We start from the raw sequence: 24,340 nt of genomic DNA, 5'->3' as shown, positions 1-24,340 counted from the left end.
TTGCGCCCGGAGGCGTCTGTCGGGCGCATTACCATCGTCAGGCCAGCCCGGCCAGGCGCTGCAACCGGTCGACACTGGCGGCGGGCTCGGCATTGTTCAGCGCCGCCGCCAGGCGCATGAGCACCTGCTCGCGGCGCACCTGGGTGGGCGGCAATGCATACACGGCACCGATCAGCTCACGCAGAACCATAGGCAAGGCCCAGTGCGCTTTCAGTTTTATCGCCAGTGGCGCGGCAAAATCGCTGACGGCCTGCAACAGTACGTTCTCGCTAACGCTATGGCCACGGTCTTCCCACTCTTGGGCCTGGTAAATCACGCACAGCTCGCCGATGCGATGTAGCAAGGCTGCCGTGTGCAGGGGCGCCGGCTCCTGGCCCACTTGCTGGGCCAGGGCAACCACCCGCTCAGCCAGGCGTTGAGACGCTTCCAGATGGGACTGCACCAGCACCGAGAGCATCAGGTTGCTTTGCGTGTTGGACTGTTTGAGGGCAAAGCCTATTGCCAGGTTGATGCTGGTCCGCGCGCCCAGGCGTTTGAGTGCATCGCTCAGACTGGTGCACTGCTGCCCCGCGCCCGCATAGGTAGCACTGTTGGCGGCAGCGAGCAGGTGCGCGCACAAGGCCGGGTCATGCTGCCAGTCGTCGGCCAACTGGCGAAAATCCAGCTGTTCGCCGCGATAACCCAGCTGAAGCTTCTCCTTCACCTGTGCGAGCAAAGGCAGGTCCAGCGCGCTGGCCGCCAGGCCAGCAAGGTGGCTGGCAAAGTCCTCCTGGATGTCGGGAGACACGCGCGGGTTGCCGTCGGCTGGCAGCAACTGCTCGATGCACTGCGCGACACGCGGCACCTCGAAGGGTTTGGTAATGAACGCACTGATCCCCAGCGGCCTCACCGTCATGACACTTTGCCGATCGGAACGCCCGGTGATCATCACCAGCGGAACTTCCCGATCCTGCTCGCGCACCTGCTGCAGCAGGCTGACGCCGCTGGCATCCGGCAAATTCCAGTCCGCCAGCACCAGCTGATAACGGGTCTGTTGCCAGGCCGCGAAAGCACTCTGCACCTCGCCAAAGCAGTCAACCTGGGCCGAGGGACGCACACTTAGCACGATTTGCTTCAACAAGTCGGCTATCCATGGGTCGTCATCCAGTATCAGCACACGCATTCGCCCCCCTCTGAGCTCCGCCGCTCAACCTGCCCTGGTCACACTGTTCAATCCTAGAGAAACTCAGAATAGCCGTCGTTGCTCACCATCAATGAAATATGCAGCCAATAAGCCCGCGAGCAGCGAGGCCTGCGCTTCACCATGCCGCTACAGCGGGTTTGGTTCCCCCCGCCGCACTCCGTTAAGCTCACTGCATTCCCAGTCACATCAAGGATCTTCCCATGCTCCGCCTCTCCGCCCTGGCCGCCGGCCTGCTGCTCAGCGCCAACGCCTTCGCCCTGTCCCTCGCCGACCTCAGCCAGACCGATGCCAGCAGCGGCCTCAAGGATGCCCTGACCCAGGGCGCGCAGATCGCCGTCAAGCAACTGGGCAAGCCCGGCGGCTTCAGTAACAACGAGGACGTGCGCATCGAACTGCCCGGCAAGCTGGGCAAAGCCGCGCAGACCATGAAGATGATGGGCATGGGCGCCCAGGTCGATGAACTGGAAGCCAGCATGAACAAGGCGGCCGAAGCGGCCGTACCGCAAGCCCAGGCCCTGCTACTGGATGCCGTGAAGAAGATGACCGTGACCGATGCCAAGGGCATCCTCGCCGGTGGCGACGACGCGGCGACCCAATACCTGAACAAGACCAGCCGCGCACAGATCCGCAGCAAGTTCCTGCCGATCGTCAAGCAGGCCACCGACAAGGTTGGCGTGGCCCAGCAGTACAACGCCTTCGCCGGTCAGGCCGCTGCCTTTGGGGTGGTCGATGCGAAAAGCGCCAACGTCGAGAACTATGTCACCGAACAGGCGCTGGACGGCCTGTTCAAGATGATCGCCGAGCAGGAAGCCAGCCTGCGCGAAAACCCGGCCGGCGCCGCTACCAGCCTGGCGAAGAAGGTGTTTGGCGCGCTCTGATCGTTTAAGCCTCAACAAAAAGCCCGGCAATTAGCCGGGCTTTTTTTGTATGCGCGGTGCTGATTATGCCTCGACTTCCTTGACCTTGAACCAGGCCGCATAGAGTGCCGGTAGGAACAGCAGGGTCAGCGCCGTGGCAACGATCAGGCCGCCCATGATGGCCACCGCCATCGGCCCGAAGAACACGCTGCGCGACAGCGGGATCATCGCCAGCACCGCCGCCAGGGCGGTCAGCACGATCGGCCGGAAGCGCCGCACCGTGGCCTCGATGATGGCGTGCCAGCGGTCCTGGCCGGCGGCGATGTCCTGCTCGATCTGGTCGATGAGGATCACCGAGTTACGCATGATCATCCCCGACAGGGCGATGGTGCCGAGCATGGCGACGAAGCCGAACGGCTGCTGGAACACCAGCAGGAACAGGGTCACGCCGATCAGCCCGAGCGGCGCGGTGAGGAACACCATCACCGAGCGCGAGATGCTCTTCAACTGCAACACCAGCAGGGTCATCACCACCAGGATGAACAGCGGAATACCGGCATTCACCGACTGCTGGCCGCGCGCCGAGTCCTCGACCGTGCCGCCGACTTCCAGCAGGTAGCCGCTGGGCAGCGCATCGCGGATCGGCTGCAGGGTCGGCATGATCTGTTTGACCAGACCGGCCGGCTGCTCGCCGCCGTAGATGTCGCCGAGCACGGTGACGGTCGGCAGGCGGTCGCGGTGCCAGATCACACCTTCCTCGAAGCCGTACTCCAGGGTGGCGATCTGCGACAAGGCCACGCTCTTGCCGTTGCTGATCGGCACCGCCAGGCTCGGCAGCAGCTCCAGCTCCTGACGTTCACGCACGGTGCCGCGCAGGAGGATCTCGATCAGCTCGTTGCCTTCGCGGAACTGGCTTACGCTGGAGCCGGACAGCGAACTCTGCAGGAAGCGCGAAACATCGGCGGTGCTCACGCCCAGGGCACGGGCACGCTCCTGGTCGATGTTGAGATAGACCACCTTGCTCGGCTCTTCCCAGTTCAGGTGCACGTTGGACACATGGCTGTTCTCGCGCACCTTGTCGGCGACCTGACGGGCAATCGCACGGACTTCGTCGATATGCTCGCCGGAGACGCGGAACTGGATCGGGAAGCCTACTGGCGGGCCGTTCTCCAGGCGCGAGACACGGCTGCGCACGGTGGGAAACTCTTCATTGAGCACCTCGATCAACCAGGTGCGCAGCGCCTCGCGATCCTCGATCGACTTGGCCAGCACCACCACCTGGGCGAAACGAGTCGCCGGCAGTTGCTGGTCCAGCGGCAAGTAGAAGCGCGGCGAACCGGTGCCGACATAGGCCACGTAGTTGTCGACGCCCTTCTGATTCTTGAGCTTGGCCTCCAGGCGTTTGACCTGTTCCTCGGTGGCCTTGAGCGACGAGCCCTCGGTGAGTTTGAGGTCGACCATCAGCTCCAGACGCCCGGATGCCGGGAAGAACTGCTGCGGAATGAAGCGGAACAGCAGCACCGAGGCAACGAACAGGCCGATGGTCACCAGGATTACCGTGCGCCGGCGGCGTACGCACCACTCCACCATTTCGCGCACCGTCTGATAGAAGGTGGTCGAGTAGGGATCGTGACCGCTGGCACTGCCGCCATGCTTCTTCGCATGCAGCTTGGCCAGGTCCGGCAGCAGCCGGTCGCCCAGGTACGGCACGAACACTACGGCGGCGATCCAGGACACGATCAGGGCAATAGCCACCACCTGGAAGATCGAGCGGGTGTACTCGCCGGTACCGGATTGCGCGGTGGCGATCGGCAGGAAGCCGGCAGCGGTGATCAGGGTGCCGGTGAGCATCGGGAAGGCCGTGCTGGTCCAGGCGAAGCTGGCTGCCTTGAGCCGGTCGTAGCCCTGCTCCATCTTGATCGCCATCATCTCCACGGCAATGATCGCGTCATCCACCAGCAGGCCGAGGGCCAGCACCAGGGCGCCGAGAGAAATCTTGTGCAGGCCGATGCCGAAGTAGTACATGGCGGCGAAGGTCATCGCCAGCACCAGCGGGATCGACAGGGCGACCACCAGACCGGTACGCAGCCCCAGGGAGAAGAAGCTCACCAGCAGGACGATGATCAGTGCTTCAACCAGCACCTGGACGAACTCGCCAACCCCGGTCTTCACCGCCGCCGGCTGGTCGGAGACCTTGCGCAGCTCCATGCCGACCGGCAGGGTCTGCTGCAGGCGGGCGAACTCGTGTTCGAGAGCCTCGCCGAGCACCAGGATGTCGCCGCCGGCCTTCATCGACACGGCCAGGCCGATGGCGCTTTCGTCCATGAAACGCATGCGGGGTGCGGGTGGGTCATTGAAACCGCGAAACACCTCAGCCACGTCGCCGATGCGGAAGGTGCGGTCACCGATACGCATGGGAAAATTGCGGATCTCGTCGACCGTCTCGAAGCTGCCGGAAACCCGCAATTGAATACGGTCCGTACTGGCTTCGAAGAAACCCGAGGAAGCTACCGCGTTCTGCTCTTCCAGCGCCTGCTGCACAGCCGCCAGGGGCAGGCCGAGAGTGGCCAACTTGACGTTGGACAGCTCGATCCAGATCTTCTCGTCCTGCAGGCCGAGCAGCTCGACCTTGCCCACGTCCTTGACCCGCTGCAGTTGCAGCTGCAGGCGGTCGGCGTAGTCCTTGAGCACGGCGTAGTCGAAACCTTCGCCAGTCAGTGCATAGATGTTGCCGAAGGTGGTGCCGAATTCGTCGTTGAAGAACGGCCCGCGGATATCCGCTGGCAAGGTGTAGCGGATATCGCCAACCTTCTTGCGGATCTGGTACCAGAGCTCGGGAATATTCTTCGACACGATATTGTCGCGGGCCATGAAGGTCACCACCGACTCGCCGGGACGCGAGTAGGACATGACCATCTGGTAATCGCCGGTCTCCATGACCTTCTTTTCGATGCGCTCAGTGATCTGCCGCGAGACCTGCTCGGCGGTGGCGCCCGGCCAGTCGGTGCGGATGACCATGGCCTTGAAGGTAAAGGGCGGGTCTTCACTCTGCCCCAGCTTGGTGTAGGACAGCGCGCCGACCACGGCGATCACCAGCATCAGATAGAGCACCACGGCACGATTGCGCAGCGCCCATTCGGAGAGGTTGAAGGACATGCGCTTACTCCCCGGCGATCAGCTTGACGGTGCGATTGTCGCGATCCACCGGCTTGACCTTCTGCCCGTCACGCAGCATCTGCACGCCGGCGGCGACCACCCAGTCGCCCTCCTTCAGGCCTTCCAGCACCGATACGCGCTCCTGGCCATAGCGGCCGATGCGTACCAGGGTACGGACCACCTTGGATTCCTTGGGATCGACCACCCAGACGAAGGGCACATCCTTCTCCGCGCTGAGCGCCGACATCGGCACCGACAGCGGCACCTCGCCCTCGGCCTTGATCGCCACGCGGGCGCTTTGCCCCAGCTCTGCTTTCATCGCCCCGCCGGCAAAGGCCACGCGCGCGGCGAAGGTGCGCGACTGCGCGTCGGCGGCCGGCGACAGCTCGCGGATGCGTCCGGGGAAACGCTTGCCCGGCTGCGACCACAGCTCGACGCTGACGTCCTGGCCAATGCGGAAACGCTCGAAGGCATGTTCCGGGACGCTGATCAGCACTTCGCGCTCACCATCGGCCGCCAGGGTGAATACCGTCTGCCCGGCGGCAACCACCTGCCCGACCTCGGCCAGGCGCCGCGCCACCACGCCGTCCTGGGAGGCGCGCAGTACCGAGTAGCCGGCCTGGTTGTTGGCCACGTTGAACTCGGCCTTGATCTGTTTGACCCGCGCTTCACCGGCGCGGTACTGGTTTTCCACGTTGTCGTACTGCGACTGGCTGATCAGCCCACGCGCCAGCAGGGTCTGGTAGCGATCACGCTCGGTGCGCACCAGTTTGAGGTTGGCCTCTGCTGCCGCAACCTGGGCACGGGCGGCCTCCAGCTGCAGCTTGACGTCCTCGGGGTCGAGCTCGGCCAGCGGCTGATCCTTCTTCACCCGCGCACCGGCATCCACCAGACGCTTGCTGATCTTGCCGCCGATGCGGAAGGCCAACTCCGGTTCGAAGCGCGCCCGCACCTCGCCTGGATAGGTTTCCATGGCGTCACCCGCCGGCTGCGGCTGCACCACCATGGCCGGGCGTACCGGCGCTTCAACGGTTTCGCCGTTGCCGCAGGCAACCAGCAGGGCGATCAGGCTTACGGGCACAGCGACGGACAAGGCATGGCGAAACATGATGAGTGACCTTTCGCAAAGAAATGCTTGGAATACTTATACTGAGCGGTATAGTAAAAATAGCAAACTCACCAGTCCAGTATTAAAACGCGAAATGTCCAACAAACTGTTACCGCCCTCCGGTGGCCCGGGACGGCCCAAGGATCCTGCCAAGCGACTGGCCATTCTCGAGGCCGCCAAGCGCCTGTTCATGCGCAACGGTTATGAAGGTAGCAGCATGGATGCCATTGCCGCCGAGGCCGGCGTGTCCAAGCTCACGGTGTACAGCCACTTCACCGACAAGGAGACGCTGTTCGCCTGCGCGGTGGAATCCCAGTGCGAGGAGCAGTTGCCCACCCCCTATTTCGAGCTGCGCAGCGACACCGCCATCGACACCGTGCTGCTGGCCATCGGCCGCGGCTTCAACAGCCTGATCAACAGTGAAGAGTCGGTCGCGATGATGCGCCTGGTGATGACCCAGGCCGTGCAGAACCCGCAGATGGCCCAGCTGTTCTACGACGCCGGCCCGCAGCGCATGCTGCTGGCCATGGAGCATCTGCTGGAACAGGCCAACGCCAACGGTCAGTTGCGCGTGGAGCATCCGCAGCGCGCCGCGGAGCACTTCTTCAGCCTGATCAAAGGCGGCTGCAACTTCCGCCGCCTGATCGGCTGCTGCGAACCGCCCAGCGGCCTGGCGGCCGACGAGCATGTGCAGGAAGTGGTAAAGCTGTTTGTGCGTGCCTATCGCCCCTGAAAATCAGGTTTTCAGCGCCTTCTTCGGATAGATATCGTAGCGGCTGGACTTGCCCTCCAGCGCATAGCTCGGCTTGCCGCCCTCGATGATCGGCGCCTTGCGCGGGCGCTTGACCACCACCCGGTGGCTGGCCAGGGCCAGCGCGGCCTCGAGCAGCGCCGGGGCATCCATGTCATCGCCCACCAGCGGGCGGAACAGACGCATCTCCTTCTTCACCAGCGCGCTCTTGTCGCGATGGGGAAACATCGGGTCGAGGTAGATCACCTGCGGCGGTTCGCCCTGCCACTGACTCATCAGATCGATGGCGTTGCCGCAGAGCAGACGCATGTGCCTGGCAATCGGCGCCACCTCGGCATCCTGCAGGGCGCGTTCCAGACCATCTTCGAGCAAGGCGGCGATGATCGGCTGGCGCTCGATCAGGGTCATCTGGCAACCCAGACTGGCCAGCACGAAGGCATCGCGCCCCAGCCCCGCCGTGGCATCCAGCACCACCGGACGTACCCCGGACTGCACGCCGACCGCCTTGGCAATCATCTGCCCGCTGCCGCCACCAAACAGCCGCCGGTGCGCCACCGCGCCCTCGACGAAATCCACCCGCACCGGCCCCGGCGCCTGTGGTCCCAGCTCGGCCAGCTGCAAACCCTCGGCGCCCAGTTGCAGGGCGAACTCCGCCTCGCCATCCAGGGGCAAGGCCAGACGCTGCGCCCACTGCGCGGCAGCCGCCGCATGGCCTGGAGCCAGGGCTTCGACGCGAATTCTGGCTATATGCCGCTCGTCACTCATCAGGAAATATGCTCAAAAAATGTTCAATCAAGCCGATTTCCGGCCGATACAGGCATAACGCCCTATTTTGCCAGACGCGGTCGCTAGCAGCCGCATCGAGTTGATCATGTTTGATGCCCTTTCCGCCCCGCACAGTGCCGCCGCCCGGTCTTCGCACAGCAGCGACCTGGAAGACAACCTCGACGCGGGCCTGCGCGACTCGCTGGATTACCAGATCCTGCGTCGTACCCTGATGCCCAAGGATGACGTACCCGCGCCCGAAACCGCAGCAGCCGAAATCAACCAGGCACGCCGCCCGGACAGCACTACCAGCAGTGCCATGGCTGACGCCAGCGCCCAGGCCGCCAGCTTCCAGCAGGTGCTGGAGCAGCGCGAACTGCAACTCAACGTCACGGCCAATCCTCAGCCGCAGCAAACCGATCCACTGGTGCTCGACATGGCCAGTAACGGCTTCACCACCCGCGGCCTGCAAGACCCGGTGCGCTTCGACCTGGATGCCGATGGGCGCAGCGACCGCATCAGCGCACCGAGCGGCGACGACGCCCTGCTCGCCCTGGATCGCAATGGCAATGGCCGCATCGATGATGGCCGCGAGCTGTTCGGTGACCAGAACGGCGCGGCCAACGGCTTTGCCGAACTGGCCAAGCACGACGACAACCGCGACGGTCGCATCGATGCCCGGGATGCCATCTTCGAGCGCCTGAGCCTGCTGCGTTTCAACGCCCAGGGTCGCCAGCAGCAGATGAGCCTGGGTGAAGCCGGGGTCAGTGCCATCCAGCTGCAGGCCCGCGACGTCAAACAGGCCCTGGGCCAGTACGACAGCATCGCCCAGCTCGGCAGTTTCGACTTCACCGATGGCCGCCGTGGCCAAGCCGCCGACCTGCTATTGGCGCACAACTAAACCCAGTACCTGGGGCTTTGCAAAAAACTCGCTAAAGCAACCCCAACTGCAACTCCTGCGCCTGCAGCTCGGGGAATGCCAAAGCCGGCAGCCCCGGCAAACGCTCGCTCAGTTGCTGGTGAAAACGCAGCGCCAGATGCGGCGCCCGCAAGTTGTCCGGGGTATGCAGGAAGACATGGGGCTGCAGCCCCTGCTCGATCCAGCCCGCCACCTTGTCCAGCCAGGGCGCCATGAACACATCGTTCGCCGCCAGCTCGGGATGGCCGATAAAGCGCAGCTGTGGGTGCTGGGTGAACGCGGTCGGCCGTGGCGGCAGGCGCGGCTTCTTTGCCTGCGCATGCAATACGGCCGGATCACCGGACTGACAGCTGAACAGCGCCCGCGAATCCAGGCAAATGCGTTCCACCTGCAGATCGCGCAGCAGCCGGTTGAGCGCCCGCTCCTCCTCACCCTTGGCAAAGAACGCCGGATGGCGCACTTCCACCGCCAGGTTGCGCCCCAACTCTGCGACGAAATACTGCAGCTCGCCCAGGCGCGCCGGGCCGAAGCTGGCCGGCAACTGCAACCAGAGTGGCGCACAGCGCTCGCCCAGTGGTGCAAGCAAACGCAGGAAGTCTTCGGCAGCCGCCAGCTGCTCGCGCAGATCGGCGGTGTGGCTGATAGTGCGCGGCAGCTTGGCACAGAAGCGAAAGTCCGCCGGCATCAGCTCGGCCCAGCGCGCCACGGTCTGTGGCGAAGGCCGGGCGTAGAAAGTGGTGTTGCCTTCCACGGCATTGAACAGACGGGCATACAGCGGCAGGAAATCGGCACTGCGGGCGCTATCGGGATAGAGGGAATCGCGCCAGGCCGGCTCGCTCCAGGACGGGCAGCCGAGAAAGTAAGGCAGCACGCAGTCAGGCGTACAGATCGAGGCCGAGGACTTCCGTCGCGTCGCTCTCGCTGGTGAAACTGGCCGTGCTGCCATAGGCGGCCAGCGCCTGGTTGGCCTTGGCGTTCAGCGGACGTTGCTGGCTCAGCACGTCCTGGCTACGCGCCGGCAGGCTGTCGCTGCTGGCAGTGCCCGGCTGCACCCGACGCGGCTGTGGCGTCTGCTCGAAGCCCTGGCTGCTGACTGGACTGACCGGCTGCTCGCGGCGTTCCTCGACCTCGCGCTGGCTTTCGCGCAGCGGCGTGACCGCACTGCCCGGACGGGGCGTGCGATCCAGCGAATAAGAGGAAGTGAAGCCGTCGATACGCATCAGTTACTGCTCGGTATACGTGCTGGCAATTTAGCGGCGCCGCGGGCCCTTGGCAATTCTACGCTCAGCGGGCGGACAGAAGGTCAGGGAGCCGCCTTGGGCGTAGCGACCTTATCGCGCAGATAGACCGGTTGCGCCTGGTCGGCCGGCAGGCCTTCGCCACGGGCCCAGGCAAAGCCGGCCAGCTGCAGCAGATCCTCGGCGTGCGGCAGCATGCCGCCATCCTGGCCGCTGGGCTGCACGGCGATGCGTGCGCCGTAGGTGCCCCAGCCGGTGCCAGCAGCAAACCAGTCACCCGCAGCGCCCCGCGGCAGGCTGGCCTGCTCCGGCGGCAGCACGGCTTCGACGCCCTGCAAGCGCATCTCGCCCTGCTCGGCGCGGTAGCAACCCCAGTACACCTCATCCATACGCGCATCGATGGCCGCCGCGACCTGCTGCGCGCCGTGCTCGCGCAACGCGCGCTGGGCCAGCACCGCCAGGTTGGACACCGGCAATACCGGGCGATCCAGGGCGAAAGCCAGGCCCTGAACCACACCGATGGCGATACGGATACCGGTGAACGCCCCCGGACCACGGCCGAAAGCGATGGCATCAACTGCCGTCAGTTCGACGCCCGCCTCGCCCAGCAGGGTCTGGATCATCGGCAGCAGGCGCTGGGCGTGCAGGCGCGGGATCACCTCGTAGTGACTGAGCACCTTGCCGTCATGCAGCAGGGCAACGGAACAGGCTTCGGTGGCGGTATCCAGGGCCAGGAGAGTGGTCATTGCATTCGAAACGGTGACGAAATGGGACCGGCATTAGAACGGCTCGAGGCTCTTTTTTCCAGCGCAATCACTGGCGCTCGCGCCTGCCACGCCCAGCAATCCGCCGGACGGCTGGCACGCAGCGGGCCGGAACCGACCCGCTGCGTCCGCAGTACAGAGTCGCTTACCAGGCCTCGATGACGGTCTTTGCGTCCCAGGCCTGCAAGGGCGCCTTGGCCCAAGTGCCATAACTCGCATTGGGGAAGACGATCCACTCGGCACCCCATTTGCCCGCTTCGGCGGCCACGGTGGCGCGCTGATCGGCCAGCGGTGTCTTACGGAAACGTGCATCGAAGTCATGCAGCGTATCGCCCAGCAACAGCACGATCTGATGATCGGCGCTGACGATGGCGCGCCGCTCGACCTTGGGCGGCCCCAGCAGCAGAACACTGTCCGCCGACACCTGGGGCAGGCCGAGCTTGCTCAGGGTGGCCAGGGTGTATTGCTTCTGCTCGTCGGCACGGTCCGAGATATAGCGGATGGTCACGCCCAGGCTGTCGGCATGCTGCAGGAACTGCTTGGCACCGGGGATCAGCGCCGGAGTGCCGTCACGCTCCCAGGGCAACCAAGTATCCCAGGCGTCATAGGTGTGGCAGTTGGCCAGGTCCCGCGCCAACAGGGCGCTGTTATCGATGACGGTTTCATCCAGGTCGGTAACGATGGCCAGCTTGGACGGATCTTTCGCCGCGGCCACTGCCGCATCCAGTTTCAGCGTCGCAATATTGTAGGCCTGCAGCTGCAGGGCCTTGACTTCCGCCGATTGCTGCTGGAAACGCAGCCCCATGGTGAACTCGGCGACAGCGCAATCCGCCTTGGGCTTGGCCGGGGTATCGGCAAAAGCTGTGGGAATAGCCAACAGCGATACCGCAAGGCCCAGCCAGATAGCACTCTTTGCAGTTTTCTCGGTCATAGACGCGCTCTTCCTTTATAGGGTTAAGACCTAAAGCCTACGACCACCTCGCAATGGTCTAGACCAGTCACCGATGCTAGCCTAGAAGAGCAAGGTTACTGTTCTGTGAACGACGCTCAACGGCTACAGCGCGCCAACCGCAGAAACGACAACGGCCCGCATAAGCGGGCCGTTGGTTGAACTACTGCAGGTTCTTAGAACCTGCTCACGATCTTTTGGACTAGAGCCAGACAAGGCAAAAACAGGCGAGGAAGCGGAGTTTACGAGCTGTAAATGAGCATTCCGAGCCTGTTTTTAACGCGGTATGGCCGACGACCAGGAGATCGTGAACAGGTTCTTAGCTGAGAGCAGCCAGCACCTTGCCAGTGATCTCGTCCACCGAGCCAACGCCAGCGATGGCGCTGTACTTCGGCGTGCCTTCGGCAGCCGAGAGCTTCTGGTAGAAGTCCACCAGCGGCTTGGTCTGCGAGTGGTAGACGGACAGGCGATGACGCACGGTTTCTTCGGTGTCGTCCTTGCGCTGCACCAGCTCGTCGCCGGTGACATCGTCCTTGCCTGCCACTTTCGGCGGGTTGTAGACGACGTGGTAGACGCGGCCGCTGGCCTCGTGCACACGACGACCGGCGATGCGCTGGACGATTTCTTCGTCGTCGACGGCGATTTCGACCACGTTGTCGATGATCACGCCGGCTTCCTTCAGGGCTTCAGCCTGGGGAATGGTGCGCGGGAAGCCATCGAACAGGAAACCTTTGGCGCAGTCGGCCTGGGCAATGCGTTCCTTGACCAGGTTGATGATCAGGTCGTCGGAGACCAGACCGCCGCTTTCCATGATGCTCTTGGCCTTCAGGCCCAGCTCGGTACCGGCCTTGACCGCTGCACGCAGCATGTCGCCAGTGGAAATCTGCGGAATACCGAACTTTTGGGTAATGAAACCAGCCTGGGTACCTTTGCCGGCACCGGGCGCCCCCAGCAGAATCACGCGCATCGATGTGCTCCTCAAGAAATGACTAGAAATCGTCGGATTCGCCTCATGGGGCCAATCTCACTATTCGGGTTTCGGCGTCACTGAGCGGCCAAAAGGTTGACCAAGATACACAGCAGCCCCCTGCCACACAAGCCACCAAAAGTCGCAGACCGCCAGGGGTCAGCCGGTATTGCGCAGCCCGGCGGCGATCCCCGCCACCGTCACCAGCAGGGCCTGCTCCAGGGGGCTGTCCACCGGGCTCTGACGCTGTCTGGAACGGGCCAGGAGCTCGGCCTGCAGCAGGTGCAGCGGGTCCAGGTAGATGTTGCGCACCGTGATTGCCTCACGGGTCTCGGGGCTATGCGTAAGCAGCTCTGACTGACCGGTCAGACCGAGCACGATGGCACACGACTGCGACAATAGGTCGCGTAATTGCGCACCCAGCGGTCGCAGCTCAACACTGACCAGGCGCTCGTCATATAAGGCGGCGATGCTGTGGTCGGCCTTGGCCAGAACCATTTCGAGCATGTCGATGCGCGTGCGGAAGAACGGCCACTGCTCGCGCATCTGCGCCAGCAGGGCCTGTTCGCCACGCTGCAGGGCGTTGCCCAGGGCCGTTTCCCAGCCCAGCCAGGCCGGCAGCATCAGGCGGGTCTGGGTCCAGGCGAAGATCCACGGGATCGCCCGCAGGCTCTCTACCCCGCCGGCCCGCCGCTTGGCCGGGCGACTGCCCAGCGGCAGGCGGCCCAGCTCCTGTTCCGGAGTGGCCTGGCTGAAGTATTCGACAAACTGCGGATGCTCGCGCACCACCGCACGGTAAGCCGCCACGCCATCGACGGCCAGGCGGTCCATGGCCGCGCGCCAGGCCGGTTCGGGCGCCGGCGGGGGCTGCAGGGTGGCTTCCAGCACCGCGGCCAGGTACAGGTTGAGGTTCTGCTCGGCCAGGTCCGGCAGACCGAACTTGAAGCGGATCATCTCGCCCTGCTCGGTGGTGCGGAAGCGCCCGCTCACCGAGCCCGGCGGCTGCGACAGGATGGCCGCATGGGCCGGGCCGCCGCCACGTCCGACGGTGCCGCCGCGACCATGGAACAGCAGCAGCTCGACCTCGTGCTGGCGACAGACCTCGACCAGGGTTTCCTGGGCCCGGTACTGAGCCCAGGCCGCCGCCGTGGTACCGGCGTCCTTGGCCGAGTCGGAGTAGCCGATCATCACCTCCTGCGGGCCATGCAGACGCGCGCGGTAACCATGCAGGCCGAGCAGACGGTCGATCGCCGGGCCGGCGTTGTCCAGGTCGGCGAGGGTCTCGAACAGTGGCACCACGCGGATCGGCCGTTGCAACCCGGCCTCCTTGAGCAGCAGTTGCACCGCCAGCACGTCGGAAGGCGCACCGGCCATGGAGATCACATAGGAACCCAGAGAGGCGGCTGGCGCGGCGGCAGCCACCCGGCAGGTGGCCAGCACTTCGGCAGTTTCGGCTGAAGGTCGGTGCTGCGGCGGCAACAGCGGCCGACGATTGTCCAGCTCGCGCAACAGGAAGGAGATGCGCGCGTCCTCGTCCCACTCGGCGTAGCGACCCAGCCCCAGATAGTCGGTGATCTCACTCAGCGCGGCGGCATGCCGCGCGGCATCCTGGCGCAGATCCAGGCGCACCAGGAACAGGCCGAAGGTCGCGGCGCGGCGCAGGCAGTCGAGCAGCGCGCCTTCGGCAATCACGCCCATGCCGCAGGCGTGCAGCGAGTGATAGCAGAGTTCCAGCGGCTCGAGCAGCTCGCGGTTGTCGTGCAGCACCTCGGGGCCGGGGGCGACTTCAGCGGCCAGCGCCGCCTCGCTCCAGGCTCGGGTGGCGCGCAGGCGTTCGCGCAGTTGCTTGAGCAGCGCGCGGTAAGGCTCGGGCTGCGCGCCGACCACCCGCAGCAGTTCAGCGCTGGCCTGCTGCATGGACAACTCGGCGGCCAACTGGTCGATATCGCGCAAATACAGGTCGGCCGCCATCCAGCGCGCCAGCAGCAATACTTCGCGCGAAACCTGGGCGGTGACATTGGGATTGCCATCGCGGTCGCCGCCCATCCACGAGGCGAAGCGGATCGGCGCGGCCTCCAGCGGCAGACGCAGGCCGGTGGCGGCCTGCAGGGCCTGATCGGTGCGGCGCAGGAAGTTCGGCACGGCCTGCCACAGCGAATGTTCGATGACCGCGAAGCCCCACTTGGCCTCATCCACCGGACTGGGGCGAGTGCGACGGATCTCTTCGGTATGCCAGGCCTCGGCAATCAGGCGGCGCAAGCGCAGTTGCACCTGGGCCCGCTCGGCGGCGAGCAGATCGGTGTGATCAAGCGCCGCGAGCTGGGCGGCAATCGCATCGTATTTCTGGATCAGGGTGCGCCGCGCCACCTCGGTGGGGTGAGCGGTGAGCACCAGCTCGATATCCAACCGACCGATCTGCCGGGCCAGTTGCTCGGACTTGTGGCCGGCGCCCTGCAGGCGCTGCAACAGCTCATCCAGCACGCGATTCTCGAACGGTTCCGGCTCATTCGGGCCACGCCGACGAATACGGTGGTACTGCTCGGCGATATTGGCCAGGTTGAGAAACTGGTTGAAAGCCCGTGCCACCGGCAGCAGCTCGTCGTCGCTGAGGCCATCAAGGGTAGCCCGCAGCTGCTGCTCGCCAGCCGCCGAGCCTTTGCGCGCCGCTTTGGCGCCCTGGCGGATCAGCTCGACCTTGTCGACAAAGGCCGCGCCGCGCTGATTGCCGATGGTGTCACCGAGCAGGTCACCCAGCAGATGGACCTCTTCACGCAGGCGCGCATCGATTTTCGCCATGACCGGGGCCTCCTCTGCGGTAGTGGACCCAGCTTGCCCAGCGCGACGCTTTCTGACAAGGGCGCGACGAATGGCCTTGCAAGACTGGAACGCGAGCTAGGCTGAGAGTAGCGGACGCCATAAGCGCCCGCCGTCCGACTTGCTGTGGTTTCCGGACTGCACTACGCCCACCATGAATGGGCACTTAGAGGTATTTATGAAGATCCGCGAGCTTGTCCGCCATTGGGAACAGAACGCCAAGGGTCGCCTGACCCCCAGCCATTATCAGATCCACCTGGACCTGGAGTCCGCCGCCCGCCTGGCCGCGCTCTCCGAGATGTACCCGAAACGCAGCAGCGAAGAGCTACTCGGCGAGCTGATTGGCTCTGCCCTGGAAGAGCTGGAAGCCAGCCTGCCGTATGTGAAAGGCAGCAAGGTGGTGGCCACCGACGAACAGGGCGACCCGTTGTATGAAGACATCGGCCCGACGCCGCGCTTTCTCGCCCTGTCGCGTCGTTACCTGCAGACCCTGAGTGCCAAGCAGGACGGCGCCAAGCACTGAATGCGCCTGGCTCGCAGGGTGGCCAGGCGCACCAGCGGCAATTTACGGGCTTGCGGCACGCGCGGCACGCCTATGGGCGATTCACGGCTACCTTAAAAGCTATCGCGTGCGCACGGCCTGCCATGTTACTCGGCGACTGGAGCCTGCGGGGTCTCCTGGCCCATGCAGCGCACGGCCTGCTTCTTGTCATCCACCAGTACGCCGGTCAGGCCCTTCTGCTGGGTATCAAACAGCACCAGCACGCCGTCGATGCACTGCGCGACCTGGTTGGCCGGCTTCACCGGGAGCTTGTACTGATCGCCGGGGACGGTCTTGAGCATGGTGAACTCGGCCAGCAGGAGGGCATCCTCTTCCTTGGCAAAATGCAGGTAGCCGTACATCCAGAGCACGCCGATGGTGCCGATGATGCTGGCGATGCCGGTCAGAATCAGGGGGATGGCGTTGCGTTCTTCGCTCATGACGTTGTTCACCGTTAGAACTGACTAGATAGGACTTGGCTGCCGGGAGCCAATGGCCGCGCCAGCCTGATACAGGCGTAGGTGATTGGCAAGAGGGCGCGACCGATAGCCGCTGCGGTCGCGGGCAATGGTTCAGGACTTACCGCCAGCCCGCACTTCCTCGCGCGCCTTGAAGGTCGCGTCGTAGATGCGCTCGGCCAGGCGCGAGAACGGCAGGCTCTGGATCCAGACCGTGCCGGTGCCCTTGAGGGTGGCCAGGAGAATGCCTTCGCCGCCGAACAGCATGCTTTTCAGCCCGCCGGCCAGGGCGATGTCGTAGTCGATGCCACTGGTAAACGCCACCAGGCAACCGGTATCCAGACGCAGGGGCTCGTTGTTCAGCTCCTTGCGGATTACCGTGCCGCCGGCATGCACGAAGGCCAGGCCGTCGCCTTCCAGTTTCTGCAGGATGAAGCCCTCGCCACCGAAGAAGCCGGCGCCGATGCGCTTGTTGAAGCTGATACCGATCGCGGTGCCATGGGCAGCGCAAAGAAAGGCGTCTTTCTGGCAGATCAGCCTGCCACCGACCTGGCTCAACTCGATGGGTACCACGCTACCCGGGTAGGGCGCGGCAAAACCGACCCGCTGCGGGCCTTTGCCTTCGTTGCTGAAGTGGGTCATGAACAGCGACTCGCCGGTGAGCATGCGCTTGCCGGCGCCCCACAGCTTGCCCAGCACGCCGCTGGCCGAGCCATCGCCCATGCGCGTCTCGAAGCGGATGCCCTCGGTCATGTAGTTCATCACCCCGGCTTCGGCGATCACCGTCTCACCCGGATCGAGGATGATTTCCACGGTCTGCGCCGAAGCGCCGAGGATTTCGTAGTCGAGTTTATGGCTGGGCATGACGAGGGGTCCTTGATCGGTAACCCGGATGCAATCCGGGGCGGGCAGAGTCGCGGATTGCATTCGGGCTACGCGCACCATAAAAAATATGTGTCGGATGAAGCGTAGCGAGCGAAGGCCAGGCTAGGCGAAGAACGGCCCGGAAAGCGGAGTTTACGAGTGTAAATGAGCATTTCCGGGCCGTTCTTCAACGACGCATGGGCGAGCGCAGTAGCTTCAAAGGATATTCGCGTAGTCCGCTTCGATGCGATCCAGGCTGAGGTGATTGAGGAAGTTGGAGAAACACATCCAGGCCGACAGCGCGTTGAGGTCGCGGAACTGCGGCGGCAGGTACTTGGGCGGCGCCACCAGGCCCTCGTCGACCAACTGGCGCAGGGTGCGCATGTCTTCCAGGGTGGTCTTGCCGCAGAACAGCAACGGGATCTGTTCCAGCTTGCCTTTGCGCACGGCCAGCTGGATGTAGTTGTAGATCAGGATGAAGCCCTTGAGGTAGGACAGGTCCTTGGTGAACGGCAGGCCGCTCGGGGTCGAGCCGCGGAAGGCGCGGCTGGCATTGCCGTAGCTTTCTTCCAGGCTGAAGCCCTGTTCGCGGTAGAACTCGTAGACCTGCAGGAAGTCGGCGCCCTCCTCGGCCATGTGAATGGCGCGGGTGCGGTTGGTCAGCTTGCGCAGGCGGGTCGGATAGGAGGCGAAGGCAATCACCTCCATGAGAATCGCCAGGCCTTCCTGGGTCACCGTCGACGAGGGTGGGCCCTTGGCCAGAAAGGTACAGATCGGCTGATTCAGGCCATTCAGCGTGGTGCCAACATGCACCATGCCCTCGTGCACTTCCAGGGCGCGCACATCACGCTGGTTGAACAGCGCATCGGCACGCACCTTGATGTAGTCGGCCCCCGCCGCCGCGTCGGCGACGATGCCGTCGGATTCGAACACGCGGATGGTGTCATCACCGAATACCGCAGCCAGGCGCTCCTGGAGGATGGCCACGGCGTCCTTGGCGGTGAGGTTCTTGGCCTCGTCTTCCAGGTCACCACGGGCGGCGATGTTGTTCAGGTAGTCGGAGAGCATCAGGCCGAGGTCGGCCAGGGTCGGGTCGCCGGCATGGAAGGCGTCGGACGCCGCGCCATACAGCTCCTGGGAGATCAGGCCGAAGTCCGCGGTGCCGCGTGCTTCGAGCATGCGGATAACCATGCGGTATTCCTTGCACATGCGCCGCATGATCTGCCCGACCGGATTGAACTGGCCAAGCTGGCGGGTGATGTCGCGCTCGATGTTCTGGAATTCCAGCTTCTTCGCCGTCGAGTCGAAGCTCAGCGGGCGGCTGTCGTAGTAGCTGCGATCGACCGCCGGCATCTGCTTGCCCTTGGCCTTGATGAAGCCCTGGCGGATGCTGTCGTCCCACTTGATCGCATCGAGCACGCGGATCGGGGTCTGCGCCTCAACGATGCGGTCGGACAGGGCGCGGATGGTGCTGTGGTAATCGTCCGGTGTCTTGCGTTTGCTCATCGAACTGCTCCGTTATTGCTCGCGACTACTCGCTACTGCTCGCTGCTGCGCTGATAACGCGCCACCTCGACGAAGACGTCCGCGTTGGCCTGGTCATCCAGATAACCAAAGACCTGATCCAGCGGACTGGTGACCAGCACGGCCTCGCCTTCGCTGGTTTCCACCGGCTGGCCCTGGAGAATGCCGCCCTGCATTTCTTGCAGAATGCGTTCCACATCCAGGTTGTAGATCACCAGCTCGTTGTTGGCGGTCAGCTCGAAACCGGCAATCGCGAAATTCGCCCCCAGGCGCTTGGGCAGGCCCGCCGAGACATACCAACGCCGACCGTGGTGGGCGACGGTGAAGCCGTATTCGTCGACCTCCTTCAGGCCCTCCTCACCGTCCAGCCAAGCGCGCGCCTTGTAGACATTGGAGCCGGAGCGGCTGATCGACAGGTACTGGCGCTCGCCCCACTCGTCCTGGCGCTCCCACTCACCGAGCAAGGGTATGGGTGCCGGCTCATTGGCCGGAATCGGATCCTTGAAGGTGACCAGGCAACCACTCAACATCAGGCAGGCTAAGGCAGCTACCGCAACGCGCCAGGCATTCATTACGCACTCCTTGTGAGATCCGTGGGTGCCGCTCGCGGTTTTTTTGCTCCTGCCGAAAACGGCAAGCCCCGCAGCAGCGGGGCTTGGTCCGGCCTGATCCTACAGCCCTATGACCAGATCCAGGAAGCGTTTGAGCACCGCACGCTGGCCTGGCATATCCAGATTGTCCACCCCATCGACAAGGGCATGATATTCCATCCGCAAAATAAGCGTAGTCAACACCTGCGCATCCTCGACCGGAGCCGTCGAGCCCATGGCACGCAAGGCGCGCTCGGCAAAGTGAAAGCGCAGGTTGCGGTAGGCCGCGGCCAGCGTATTGAGACCGGCGTTGGTCAGCGCTTCCTGGCGGAAGGCCAGCTCCACCAATAGCTCGGCATCGCCTTCACGGGCCTTGGTCTCGATATGCGCCACCGCCAGTTCGATGACATGCTCGACCATGGCATGGCGCGCCTGCGGATTGCCCTCGAGGGCAGCGGACATGCGCAGGAAATCCTCGTCGATACCACTCCACAGACTGGCCAGATTGGTCGAGCTGCGTTTGACGAACAGCGCGAAGCTGTCGGCGATCAGGTCCTGGATATCGTTGAAATAGTAGGTAGTGGCCGACAGCGGTACGCCGGCTTCGGCAGCCACCGCGCGGTGACGTACGCCGCGCAGCCCTTCACGCACGATAATGCGCAGAGCGGCTTCGAGAATGCTCAGGCGGCGTTGTTCGCTGCCCTGACGACTGGCCTTGCGGCCACGGTATTGCACATTTTCGGCAAGCTCGCCGGCGATCTTGGCCGGGCACTCCGGGGCTGAGCTGAGAGTCACTGCAGGTTAAACCTCGCAAAATCCGGACAAAAAACAGGGCCTACCCTAGGGTCTGCTGCCGTTTCATTCACGGCAACAGACCCTCAGCAGACCCTCCTTTTTCATCGCCGGCATGGCAGTGATAGCCATGTGCCATGCAGCGCGGTGCGCACAGTGCCCGCAACGGGCCCGGCGATCAAGCCTGCGGGCGCATATGCGGGAACAGGATCACATCGCGGATCGATGGCGAATTGGTCAGCAGCATGACCAGACGGTCGATACCGATACCCTCACCAGCGGTCGGCGGCATGCCGTACTCCAGGGCACGGACGAAGTCGGCGTCGTAGTGCATGGCTTCGTCATCGCCGGCGTCCTTGTCGGCCACCTGAGCCATGAAGCGCTCGGCCTGGTCTTCCGCGTCATTCAGCTCGGAATAGGCGTTGGCGATTTCGCGACCACCGATAAACAGCTCGAAGCGGTCGGTGACGCTCGGATCATCGTCGCTGCGACGAGCCAGCGGCGAGACTTCGAACGGGTAGCGGGTGATGAAGTGCGGCTGCTCCAGCTTGTGCTCGACCAGCTCTTCGAAAATCATCACCTGCAGCTTGCCCAGGCCTTCGAAGCCCAGAACCTTGGCACCGGCCTTCTTGGCAATGGCGCGGGCCTTGTCGATGTCGGTCAGGTCGGCGGCGGTCAGCTCAGGGTTGTACTTGAGGATCGAGTCGAACACCGACAGGCGCACGAACGGCTCGCCGAAGTGGAACACCTTGTCGCCGTAAGGCACGTCGGTGCTGCCGAGAACCAGCTGGGCCAGCTCGCGGAACAGCTCCTCGGTCAGGTCCATATTGTCTTCGTAGTCGGCGTAGGCCTGGTAGAACTCGAGCATGGTGAACTCGGGGTTGTGTCGGGTCGAGACGCCTTCGTTACGGAAGTTGCGGTTGATCTCGAAGACCTTCTCGAAACCGCCAACTACCAGACGCTTGAGGTACAGCTCCGGGGCGATACGCAGGAACATCTGCATGTCCAGAGCGTTGTGGTGGGTCTCGAACGGCTTGGCTGCGGCGCCGCCGGGGATGGTCTGCAGCATCGGCGTTTCGACTTCGAGGAAGTCGCGCTGCATCAGGAAGCTGCGGATGTGGGCGATGACTTGCGAGCGCACGCGGAAAGTCTCGCGCACGTCCTCGTTGACGATCAGGTCGACGTAGCGCTGACGGTAGCGCTGCTCGGTGTCGGACAGACCGTGGTGCTTGTCCGGCAGCGGGCGCAGGGACTTGGTCAGCAAGCGCACGTCGGTCATTTCCACGTACAGGTCGCCCTTGCCGGAACGGGCCAGGGTGCCGACGGCGGAGATGATGTCGCCCATGTCCCAGTGCTTGACCTCGGCGAGCTTCTCTTCCGACAGGGTCTTGCGGTTGACGTAGACCTGGATGCGCCCGGTCATGTCCTGGATCACCATGAACGAACCGCGGTTGAGCATGATGCGCCCAGCCACCTTGACCGGAATGGCAGCGGCTTCCAGCTCTTCCTTGGTCTTCTCGGCGTACTGTTTCTGCAGGTCGGCGCAGTAGTTGTCGCGGCGGAAGTCATTGGGGAAGGCGTTGCCCTGCTCACGGATGGCAGCAAGCTTCTCTTTGCGCTGGGCAATCAGCTTGTTTTCTTCCTGCTGCAGTTCGTGTTGGTCATGCTGGTCGAGTTGTTGGTCGCTCATGGTCATCGGTTTCCGTCACTGGGTCGTTGCCGCCCTCCTCTGGAGAGCGGAATCGAAAGGTATTACAGGCCTTGCTTCAGGCTGGCTTCGAGGTATTCGTCAATATCGCCGTCGAGCACCTTGTCGCAGTCGCTGCGCTCGATGTTGGTGCGCAGATCCTTGATCCTCGAGGCATCCAGCACGTAGGAGCGGATCTGGTGGCCCCAGCCGATATCCGACTTGGTCTCTTCCAAGGCCTGGGAGGCGGCGTTGCGCTTCTGTACTTCCTGCTCGTACAGGCGCGCACGCAGCATCTTCATCGCAGTGTCTTTGTTGGCGTGCTGCGAGCGTTCGTTCTGGCACGCCACCACGGTGTTGGTCGGTACGTGGGTGATACGTACGGCCGAGTCGGTGGTGTTGACGTGCTGACCACCGGCACCGGAGGAGCGGTAGGTGTCGATGCGCAGGTCGGCCGGGTTGATCTCGATCTCGATGTTGTCATCGATTTCCGGCGAGACGAACACTGCAGAGAACGAGGTGTGTCGACGGTTACCGGAGTCGAACGGGCTCTTGCGCACCAGGCGGTGCACGCCGATCTCGGTACGCAGCCAGCCAAAGGCGTATTCGCCCTTGATATGCACGGTGGCACCCTTGATCCCGGCGACTTCGCCGGCGGACAGCTCGACGATCTCGGCGGAGAAGCCGCGCTTGTCGGCCCAGCGCAGGTACATGCGCAGCAGGATGTTGGCCCAGTCCTGGGCCTCGGTACCGCCGGAGCCGGCCTGGATGTCGAGATAGGCGTTGTTCATGTCCATCTCGCCGCTGAACATGCGGCGGAACTCCAGCTTCTCGAGGATGCCGCGCAGGCGCTCGACTTCGCTGACGATGTCGCTCACCGCGCCTTCGTCGTTCTCTTCGGCGGCCATATCGAGCAGGTCGCGCGAGTCGGCGAGGCTGCTGTGCAGGTCATCCAGGGTGTCGACGATTAGTGCCAGGGCGGCGCGTTCGCGGCCCAGGTTCTGTGCGTATTCGGGGTTGTTCCAGACGTTGGGGTCTTCGAGTTCGCGGTTTACTTCGACCAGACGATCATGCTTTTGATCGTAGTCAAAGATACCCCCGAATGGTCTGGGTCCGCTCGGACAGGTCCTTGATGCTGTTGAGGATCGGGTTGATTTCCATGGCTGTCAGCACTCGCAGGCGAAGAGGGACGCAGCGGCCCTGTGCGGCCCGGCGAGCCGACCTGGACGGCCGCTGACCGGGCACGGCAACAGGCCGTGACCCCGAAGTTTCAGAAAAGCCGGCGAGTATACCCGAGTCCGCGCCGTGCGGGCAGCCCGCCACGGCGGCTGGCGAGACCCGGCCTGACCGGCGGAAGCCCTCAGAATTGCAGACTGAAACGAGCACCCAGCTGGTTGTCGCGGGCATCGTCGGCGTACTGGCCGGCGTAGGTCAGGCCCAGGTACAGCTGTTCGGCCAGCTGGTAGTCCAGGCTCAGGTCCAGGCGCAGCTGATCGCGTTCGAACTCGCGCCCGCTCAGCTCGAAACTCTGCCCAGTCGCCGGCTGCCAGGCCTGGGCTTCGGCCCGATCATCGAAAAAGCCATGCCGCGCGGCCAGACTGGCGCGCCCGACCAGGCGCCGCTCGCGCACCTGCCAGGCACTGGCCAGGCGCCAGCCGAGGGTCAGGTAAGCGCCATCCTGCTGCTCGCCGCTCAGGTGCAGGGCGTCGGTACCGCCCGTCTCGTGCAGGCTGTCAGCATCCAGATGGACATAGGCCAGGCCGGCGAAGGGCTCCAGGGTGAATTCACGGAAATCCAGGGGGTAGCTGGCTTCGCCGAACAGCTGGGCGCTGGCAGCCTGGCTATTGCCGCGCAGACGTTGTCCGGCACTGCGGCGCTGGCTGTCCAGCTCGTGCCAGCTGTAAGCGGCGCCGAGCTTGAAGCCCAACTGGTAATAGCGGGTCGTCGCGTAGGCCGCCAGGTGATAGCTGTCGACATCGCTGTCGCCGCCCTCATCCGCCTGCAGCTCGCTGCGACTGACGCCAGCCAGCGCACCGGCCATCCACATGCCCGTCAGCGGCCGGTCGACGCCGACCAGCAGGCCTGTACTGCGTCGCTCCAGGCCGTCCGAGTCGTTGCCGCCATCCCAGGAGCCATAACCCCCATAGCCGCGCGACCAGCCCTGTAGCTGACCGGCCGGCGCCGGACGCTCGCGGAAGGCGAAGCGGATCTGCTGCATGCGATCGAGCGCCGCCTCACGCGGCAGGCGGCTGTCGTCGAGCAACAGGCTGCGCTGACTGAGCGGCAGTGCCGCCTCGGCCTGTGCCGCGCTCGCACCCAGGGCCAGGGTCGCACCCATCACAGCTACCAGTACTTTCATGTTTGCGCTCCCCTGTCGCTATCCGGCGGATTCTATACGCCCCGGCGCAGACAG

Annotated in this window: 22 protein-coding genes; 4 read left to right on the top strand and 18 right to left on the bottom strand. The window is 64.2% G+C overall.

Annotated features, from left to right (window positions below):
- Window positions 1-37: 37 nt before the first annotated feature.
- Entirely contained in the window at window positions 38-1,162 is a 1,125-nt protein-coding gene (locus LRS11_RS11495) for a response regulator (RefSeq protein ID WP_260493132.1), read from the bottom strand.
- Window positions 1,163-1,383: 221 nt separating this feature from the next.
- Here LRS11_RS11495 and LRS11_RS11490 point away from each other — a divergent pair, with 221 nt between their 5' ends.
- Window positions 1,384-2,061 carry a DUF4197 domain-containing protein gene (locus LRS11_RS11490; protein WP_260493131.1) on the top strand — a complete coding sequence of 226 codons (678 nt, stop codon included), beginning with the start codon at window positions 1,384-1,386 and terminating at the stop codon, window positions 2,059-2,061.
- A 63-nt stretch (window positions 2,062-2,124) separates the two neighbouring features.
- On the opposite strand, the gene LRS11_RS11485 is transcribed toward LRS11_RS11490, so the two are convergent.
- Both LRS11_RS11485 and LRS11_RS11480 read right to left on the bottom strand, forming a co-directional pair.
- A complete protein-coding gene (locus LRS11_RS11485) occupies window positions 2,125-5,196 on the bottom strand; it encodes an efflux RND transporter permease subunit (RefSeq protein WP_260493130.1) in 3,072 nt (1,023 codons plus the stop codon).
- 4 nt (window positions 5,197-5,200) lie between these two features.
- Window positions 5,201-6,304 (bottom strand): efflux RND transporter periplasmic adaptor subunit, encoded by a 1,104-nt coding sequence (locus LRS11_RS11480; protein ID WP_260493129.1) that lies wholly within the window; start codon window positions 6,302-6,304, stop codon window positions 5,201-5,203.
- Window positions 6,305-6,398: 94 nt separating this feature from the next.
- Here LRS11_RS11480 and LRS11_RS11475 point away from each other — a divergent pair, with 94 nt between their 5' ends.
- Window positions 6,399-7,037: a TetR/AcrR family transcriptional regulator gene (locus LRS11_RS11475; protein WP_260493128.1), complete on the top strand. Its 639-nt coding sequence runs from the start codon at window positions 6,399-6,401 to the stop codon at window positions 7,035-7,037.
- A 3-nt stretch (window positions 7,038-7,040) separates the two neighbouring features.
- On the opposite strand, the gene LRS11_RS11470 is transcribed toward LRS11_RS11475, so the two are convergent.
- A complete protein-coding gene (locus tag LRS11_RS11470) occupies window positions 7,041-7,820 on the bottom strand; it encodes a class I SAM-dependent methyltransferase (protein ID WP_260493127.1) in 780 nt (259 codons plus the stop codon).
- A 106-nt stretch (window positions 7,821-7,926) separates the two neighbouring features.
- On the opposite strand from LRS11_RS11470, the gene LRS11_RS11465 reads away from it, so the two are divergent.
- A complete protein-coding gene (locus LRS11_RS11465; protein WP_260493126.1) occupies window positions 7,927-8,721 on the top strand; it encodes a hypothetical protein in 795 nt (264 codons plus the stop codon).
- Between the two features lie 31 nt (window positions 8,722-8,752).
- On the opposite strand, the gene LRS11_RS11460 is transcribed toward LRS11_RS11465, so the two are convergent.
- The 6 genes from LRS11_RS11460 to ppc all read right to left on the bottom strand — a co-directional run bounded on the left by LRS11_RS11460 (window position 8,753) and on the right by ppc (window position 15,453).
- Window positions 8,753-9,610, bottom strand: a complete 858-nt coding sequence (locus tag LRS11_RS11460) for a DUF72 domain-containing protein (protein WP_260493125.1) — start codon at window positions 9,608-9,610, stop codon at window positions 8,753-8,755.
- Between the two features lie 4 nt (window positions 9,611-9,614).
- Window positions 9,615-9,959 carry a hypothetical protein gene (locus LRS11_RS11455; protein WP_260493124.1) on the bottom strand — a complete coding sequence of 115 codons (345 nt, stop codon included), beginning with the start codon at window positions 9,957-9,959 and terminating at the stop codon, window positions 9,615-9,617.
- 83 nt (window positions 9,960-10,042) lie between these two features.
- Window positions 10,043-10,723, bottom strand: a complete 681-nt coding sequence (gene tsaB / locus LRS11_RS11450; protein WP_260493123.1) for a tRNA (adenosine(37)-N6)-threonylcarbamoyltransferase complex dimerization subunit type 1 TsaB — start codon at window positions 10,721-10,723, stop codon at window positions 10,043-10,045.
- A 163-nt stretch (window positions 10,724-10,886) separates the two neighbouring features.
- The gene (locus LRS11_RS11445; RefSeq protein WP_260493122.1) at window positions 10,887-11,672 is read right to left on the bottom strand and encodes a 5'-nucleotidase, lipoprotein e(P4) family; all 786 of its coding nucleotides are present in this window, start codon (window positions 11,670-11,672) and stop codon (window positions 10,887-10,889) included.
- A gap of 337 nt (window positions 11,673-12,009) precedes the next feature.
- Window positions 12,010-12,657 (bottom strand): adenylate kinase, encoded by a 648-nt coding sequence (gene adk, locus LRS11_RS11440; protein ID WP_260493121.1) that lies wholly within the window; start codon window positions 12,655-12,657, stop codon window positions 12,010-12,012.
- A gap of 159 nt (window positions 12,658-12,816) precedes the next feature.
- On the bottom strand, window positions 12,817-15,453 hold the full coding sequence (gene ppc, locus LRS11_RS11435) for a phosphoenolpyruvate carboxylase (protein WP_260493120.1): 2,637 nt from the start codon (window positions 15,451-15,453) through the stop codon (window positions 12,817-12,819).
- A gap of 196 nt (window positions 15,454-15,649) precedes the next feature.
- On the opposite strand from ppc, the gene LRS11_RS11430 reads away from it, so the two are divergent.
- On the top strand, window positions 15,650-15,994 hold the full coding sequence (locus tag LRS11_RS11430) for a pilin assembly protein (RefSeq protein ID WP_260493119.1): 345 nt from the start codon (window positions 15,650-15,652) through the stop codon (window positions 15,992-15,994).
- A gap of 125 nt (window positions 15,995-16,119) precedes the next feature.
- On the opposite strand, the gene LRS11_RS11425 is transcribed toward LRS11_RS11430, so the two are convergent.
- The 8 genes from LRS11_RS11425 to LRS11_RS11390 form a co-directional block, all read right to left on the bottom strand.
- On the bottom strand, window positions 16,120-16,452 hold the full coding sequence (locus LRS11_RS11425; protein ID WP_260493118.1) for a hypothetical protein: 333 nt from the start codon (window positions 16,450-16,452) through the stop codon (window positions 16,120-16,122).
- A gap of 132 nt (window positions 16,453-16,584) precedes the next feature.
- Window positions 16,585-17,334, bottom strand: coding sequence for a TIGR00266 family protein (locus tag LRS11_RS11420; RefSeq protein WP_260493117.1), 750 nt, complete (start codon window positions 17,332-17,334; stop codon window positions 16,585-16,587).
- A 216-nt stretch (window positions 17,335-17,550) separates the two neighbouring features.
- Window positions 17,551-18,840, bottom strand: a complete 1,290-nt coding sequence (locus tag LRS11_RS11415; protein WP_260493116.1) for a flavohemoglobin expression-modulating QEGLA motif protein — start codon at window positions 18,838-18,840, stop codon at window positions 17,551-17,553.
- A 32-nt stretch (window positions 18,841-18,872) separates the two neighbouring features.
- A complete protein-coding gene (locus LRS11_RS11410; protein ID WP_260493115.1) occupies window positions 18,873-19,430 on the bottom strand; it encodes a hypothetical protein in 558 nt (185 codons plus the stop codon).
- 99 nt (window positions 19,431-19,529) lie between these two features.
- Window positions 19,530-20,243, bottom strand: coding sequence for a TetR/AcrR family transcriptional regulator (locus LRS11_RS11405; RefSeq protein ID WP_260493114.1), 714 nt, complete (start codon window positions 20,241-20,243; stop codon window positions 19,530-19,532).
- Between the two features lie 175 nt (window positions 20,244-20,418).
- Window positions 20,419-21,930, bottom strand: coding sequence for a lysine--tRNA ligase (gene lysS / locus LRS11_RS11400; protein WP_260493113.1), 1,512 nt, complete (start codon window positions 21,928-21,930; stop codon window positions 20,419-20,421).
- Between the two features lie 62 nt (window positions 21,931-21,992).
- Window positions 21,993-23,088, bottom strand: a protein-coding gene (prfB, locus tag LRS11_RS11395) for a peptide chain release factor 2 (protein WP_260493112.1) whose coding sequence is annotated in 2 segments (ribosomal slippage) — window positions 21,993-23,015 and window positions 23,017-23,088 — 1,095 coding nt in all. Because the reading frame shifts where the segments join, the coding sequence is not laid out codon by codon here.
- Window positions 23,089-23,287: 199 nt separating this feature from the next.
- Window positions 23,288-24,286 (bottom strand): autotransporter domain-containing protein, encoded by a 999-nt coding sequence (locus tag LRS11_RS11390; RefSeq protein ID WP_260493111.1) that lies wholly within the window; start codon window positions 24,284-24,286, stop codon window positions 23,288-23,290.
- Window positions 24,287-24,340 lie beyond the last annotated feature (54 nt).

This window comes from Pseudomonas sp. J452 (genome assembly GCF_024666525.1).
GTDB lineage: Bacteria > Pseudomonadota > Gammaproteobacteria > Pseudomonadales > Pseudomonadaceae > Aquipseudomonas.
The sequence above is the reverse complement of the archived record's forward strand: the minus strand, read 5'-3'. Positions and strand labels throughout refer to the sequence as shown.

What these genes read in the sequence shown, in the direction of transcription:
- LRS11_RS11470 (WP_260493127.1), bottom strand. Translation starts at nt 7,820, where the DNA reads ATGAGTGACGAGCGGCATATAGCCAGAATTCGCGTCGAAGCCCTGGCT.
- LRS11_RS11490 (WP_260493131.1), top strand. Translation starts at nt 1,384, where the DNA reads ATGCTCCGCCTCTCCGCCCTGGCCGCCGGCCTGCTGCTCAGCGCCAAC.
- adk (WP_260493121.1), bottom strand. Translation starts at nt 12,657, where the DNA reads ATGCGCGTGATTCTGCTGGGGGCGCCCGGTGCCGGCAAAGGTACCCAG.
- LRS11_RS11420 (WP_260493117.1), bottom strand. Translation starts at nt 17,334, where the DNA reads ATGCCCAGCCATAAACTCGACTACGAAATCCTCGGCGCTTCGGCGCAG.
- LRS11_RS11495 (WP_260493132.1), bottom strand. Translation starts at nt 1,162, where the DNA reads ATGCGTGTGCTGATACTGGATGACGACCCATGGATAGCCGACTTGTTG.
- LRS11_RS11465 (WP_260493126.1), top strand. Translation starts at nt 7,927, where the DNA reads ATGTTTGATGCCCTTTCCGCCCCGCACAGTGCCGCCGCCCGGTCTTCG.
- LRS11_RS11455 (WP_260493124.1), bottom strand. Translation starts at nt 9,959, where the DNA reads ATGCGTATCGACGGCTTCACTTCCTCTTATTCGCTGGATCGCACGCCC.
- LRS11_RS11475 (WP_260493128.1), top strand. Translation starts at nt 6,399, where the DNA reads ATGTCCAACAAACTGTTACCGCCCTCCGGTGGCCCGGGACGGCCCAAG.
- LRS11_RS11445 (WP_260493122.1), bottom strand. Translation starts at nt 11,672, where the DNA reads ATGACCGAGAAAACTGCAAAGAGTGCTATCTGGCTGGGCCTTGCGGTA.
- LRS11_RS11430 (WP_260493119.1), top strand. Translation starts at nt 15,650, where the DNA reads ATGAAGATCCGCGAGCTTGTCCGCCATTGGGAACAGAACGCCAAGGGT.
- ppc (WP_260493120.1), bottom strand. Translation starts at nt 15,453, where the DNA reads ATGGCGAAAATCGATGCGCGCCTGCGTGAAGAGGTCCATCTGCTGGGT.
- LRS11_RS11425 (WP_260493118.1), bottom strand. Translation starts at nt 16,452, where the DNA reads ATGAGCGAAGAACGCAACGCCATCCCCCTGATTCTGACCGGCATCGCC.
- LRS11_RS11485 (WP_260493130.1), bottom strand. Translation starts at nt 5,196, where the DNA reads ATGTCCTTCAACCTCTCCGAATGGGCGCTGCGCAATCGTGCCGTGGTG.
- lysS (WP_260493113.1), bottom strand. Translation starts at nt 21,930, where the DNA reads ATGAGCGACCAACAACTCGACCAGCATGACCAACACGAACTGCAGCAG.
- tsaB (WP_260493123.1), bottom strand. Translation starts at nt 10,723, where the DNA reads ATGACCACTCTCCTGGCCCTGGATACCGCCACCGAAGCCTGTTCCGTT.
- LRS11_RS11390 (WP_260493111.1), bottom strand. Translation starts at nt 24,286, where the DNA reads ATGAAAGTACTGGTAGCTGTGATGGGTGCGACCCTGGCCCTGGGTGCG.
- LRS11_RS11410 (WP_260493115.1), bottom strand. Translation starts at nt 19,430, where the DNA reads ATGAATGCCTGGCGCGTTGCGGTAGCTGCCTTAGCCTGCCTGATGTTG.
- LRS11_RS11415 (WP_260493116.1), bottom strand. Translation starts at nt 18,840, where the DNA reads ATGAGCAAACGCAAGACACCGGACGATTACCACAGCACCATCCGCGCC.
- LRS11_RS11480 (WP_260493129.1), bottom strand. Translation starts at nt 6,304, where the DNA reads ATGTTTCGCCATGCCTTGTCCGTCGCTGTGCCCGTAAGCCTGATCGCC.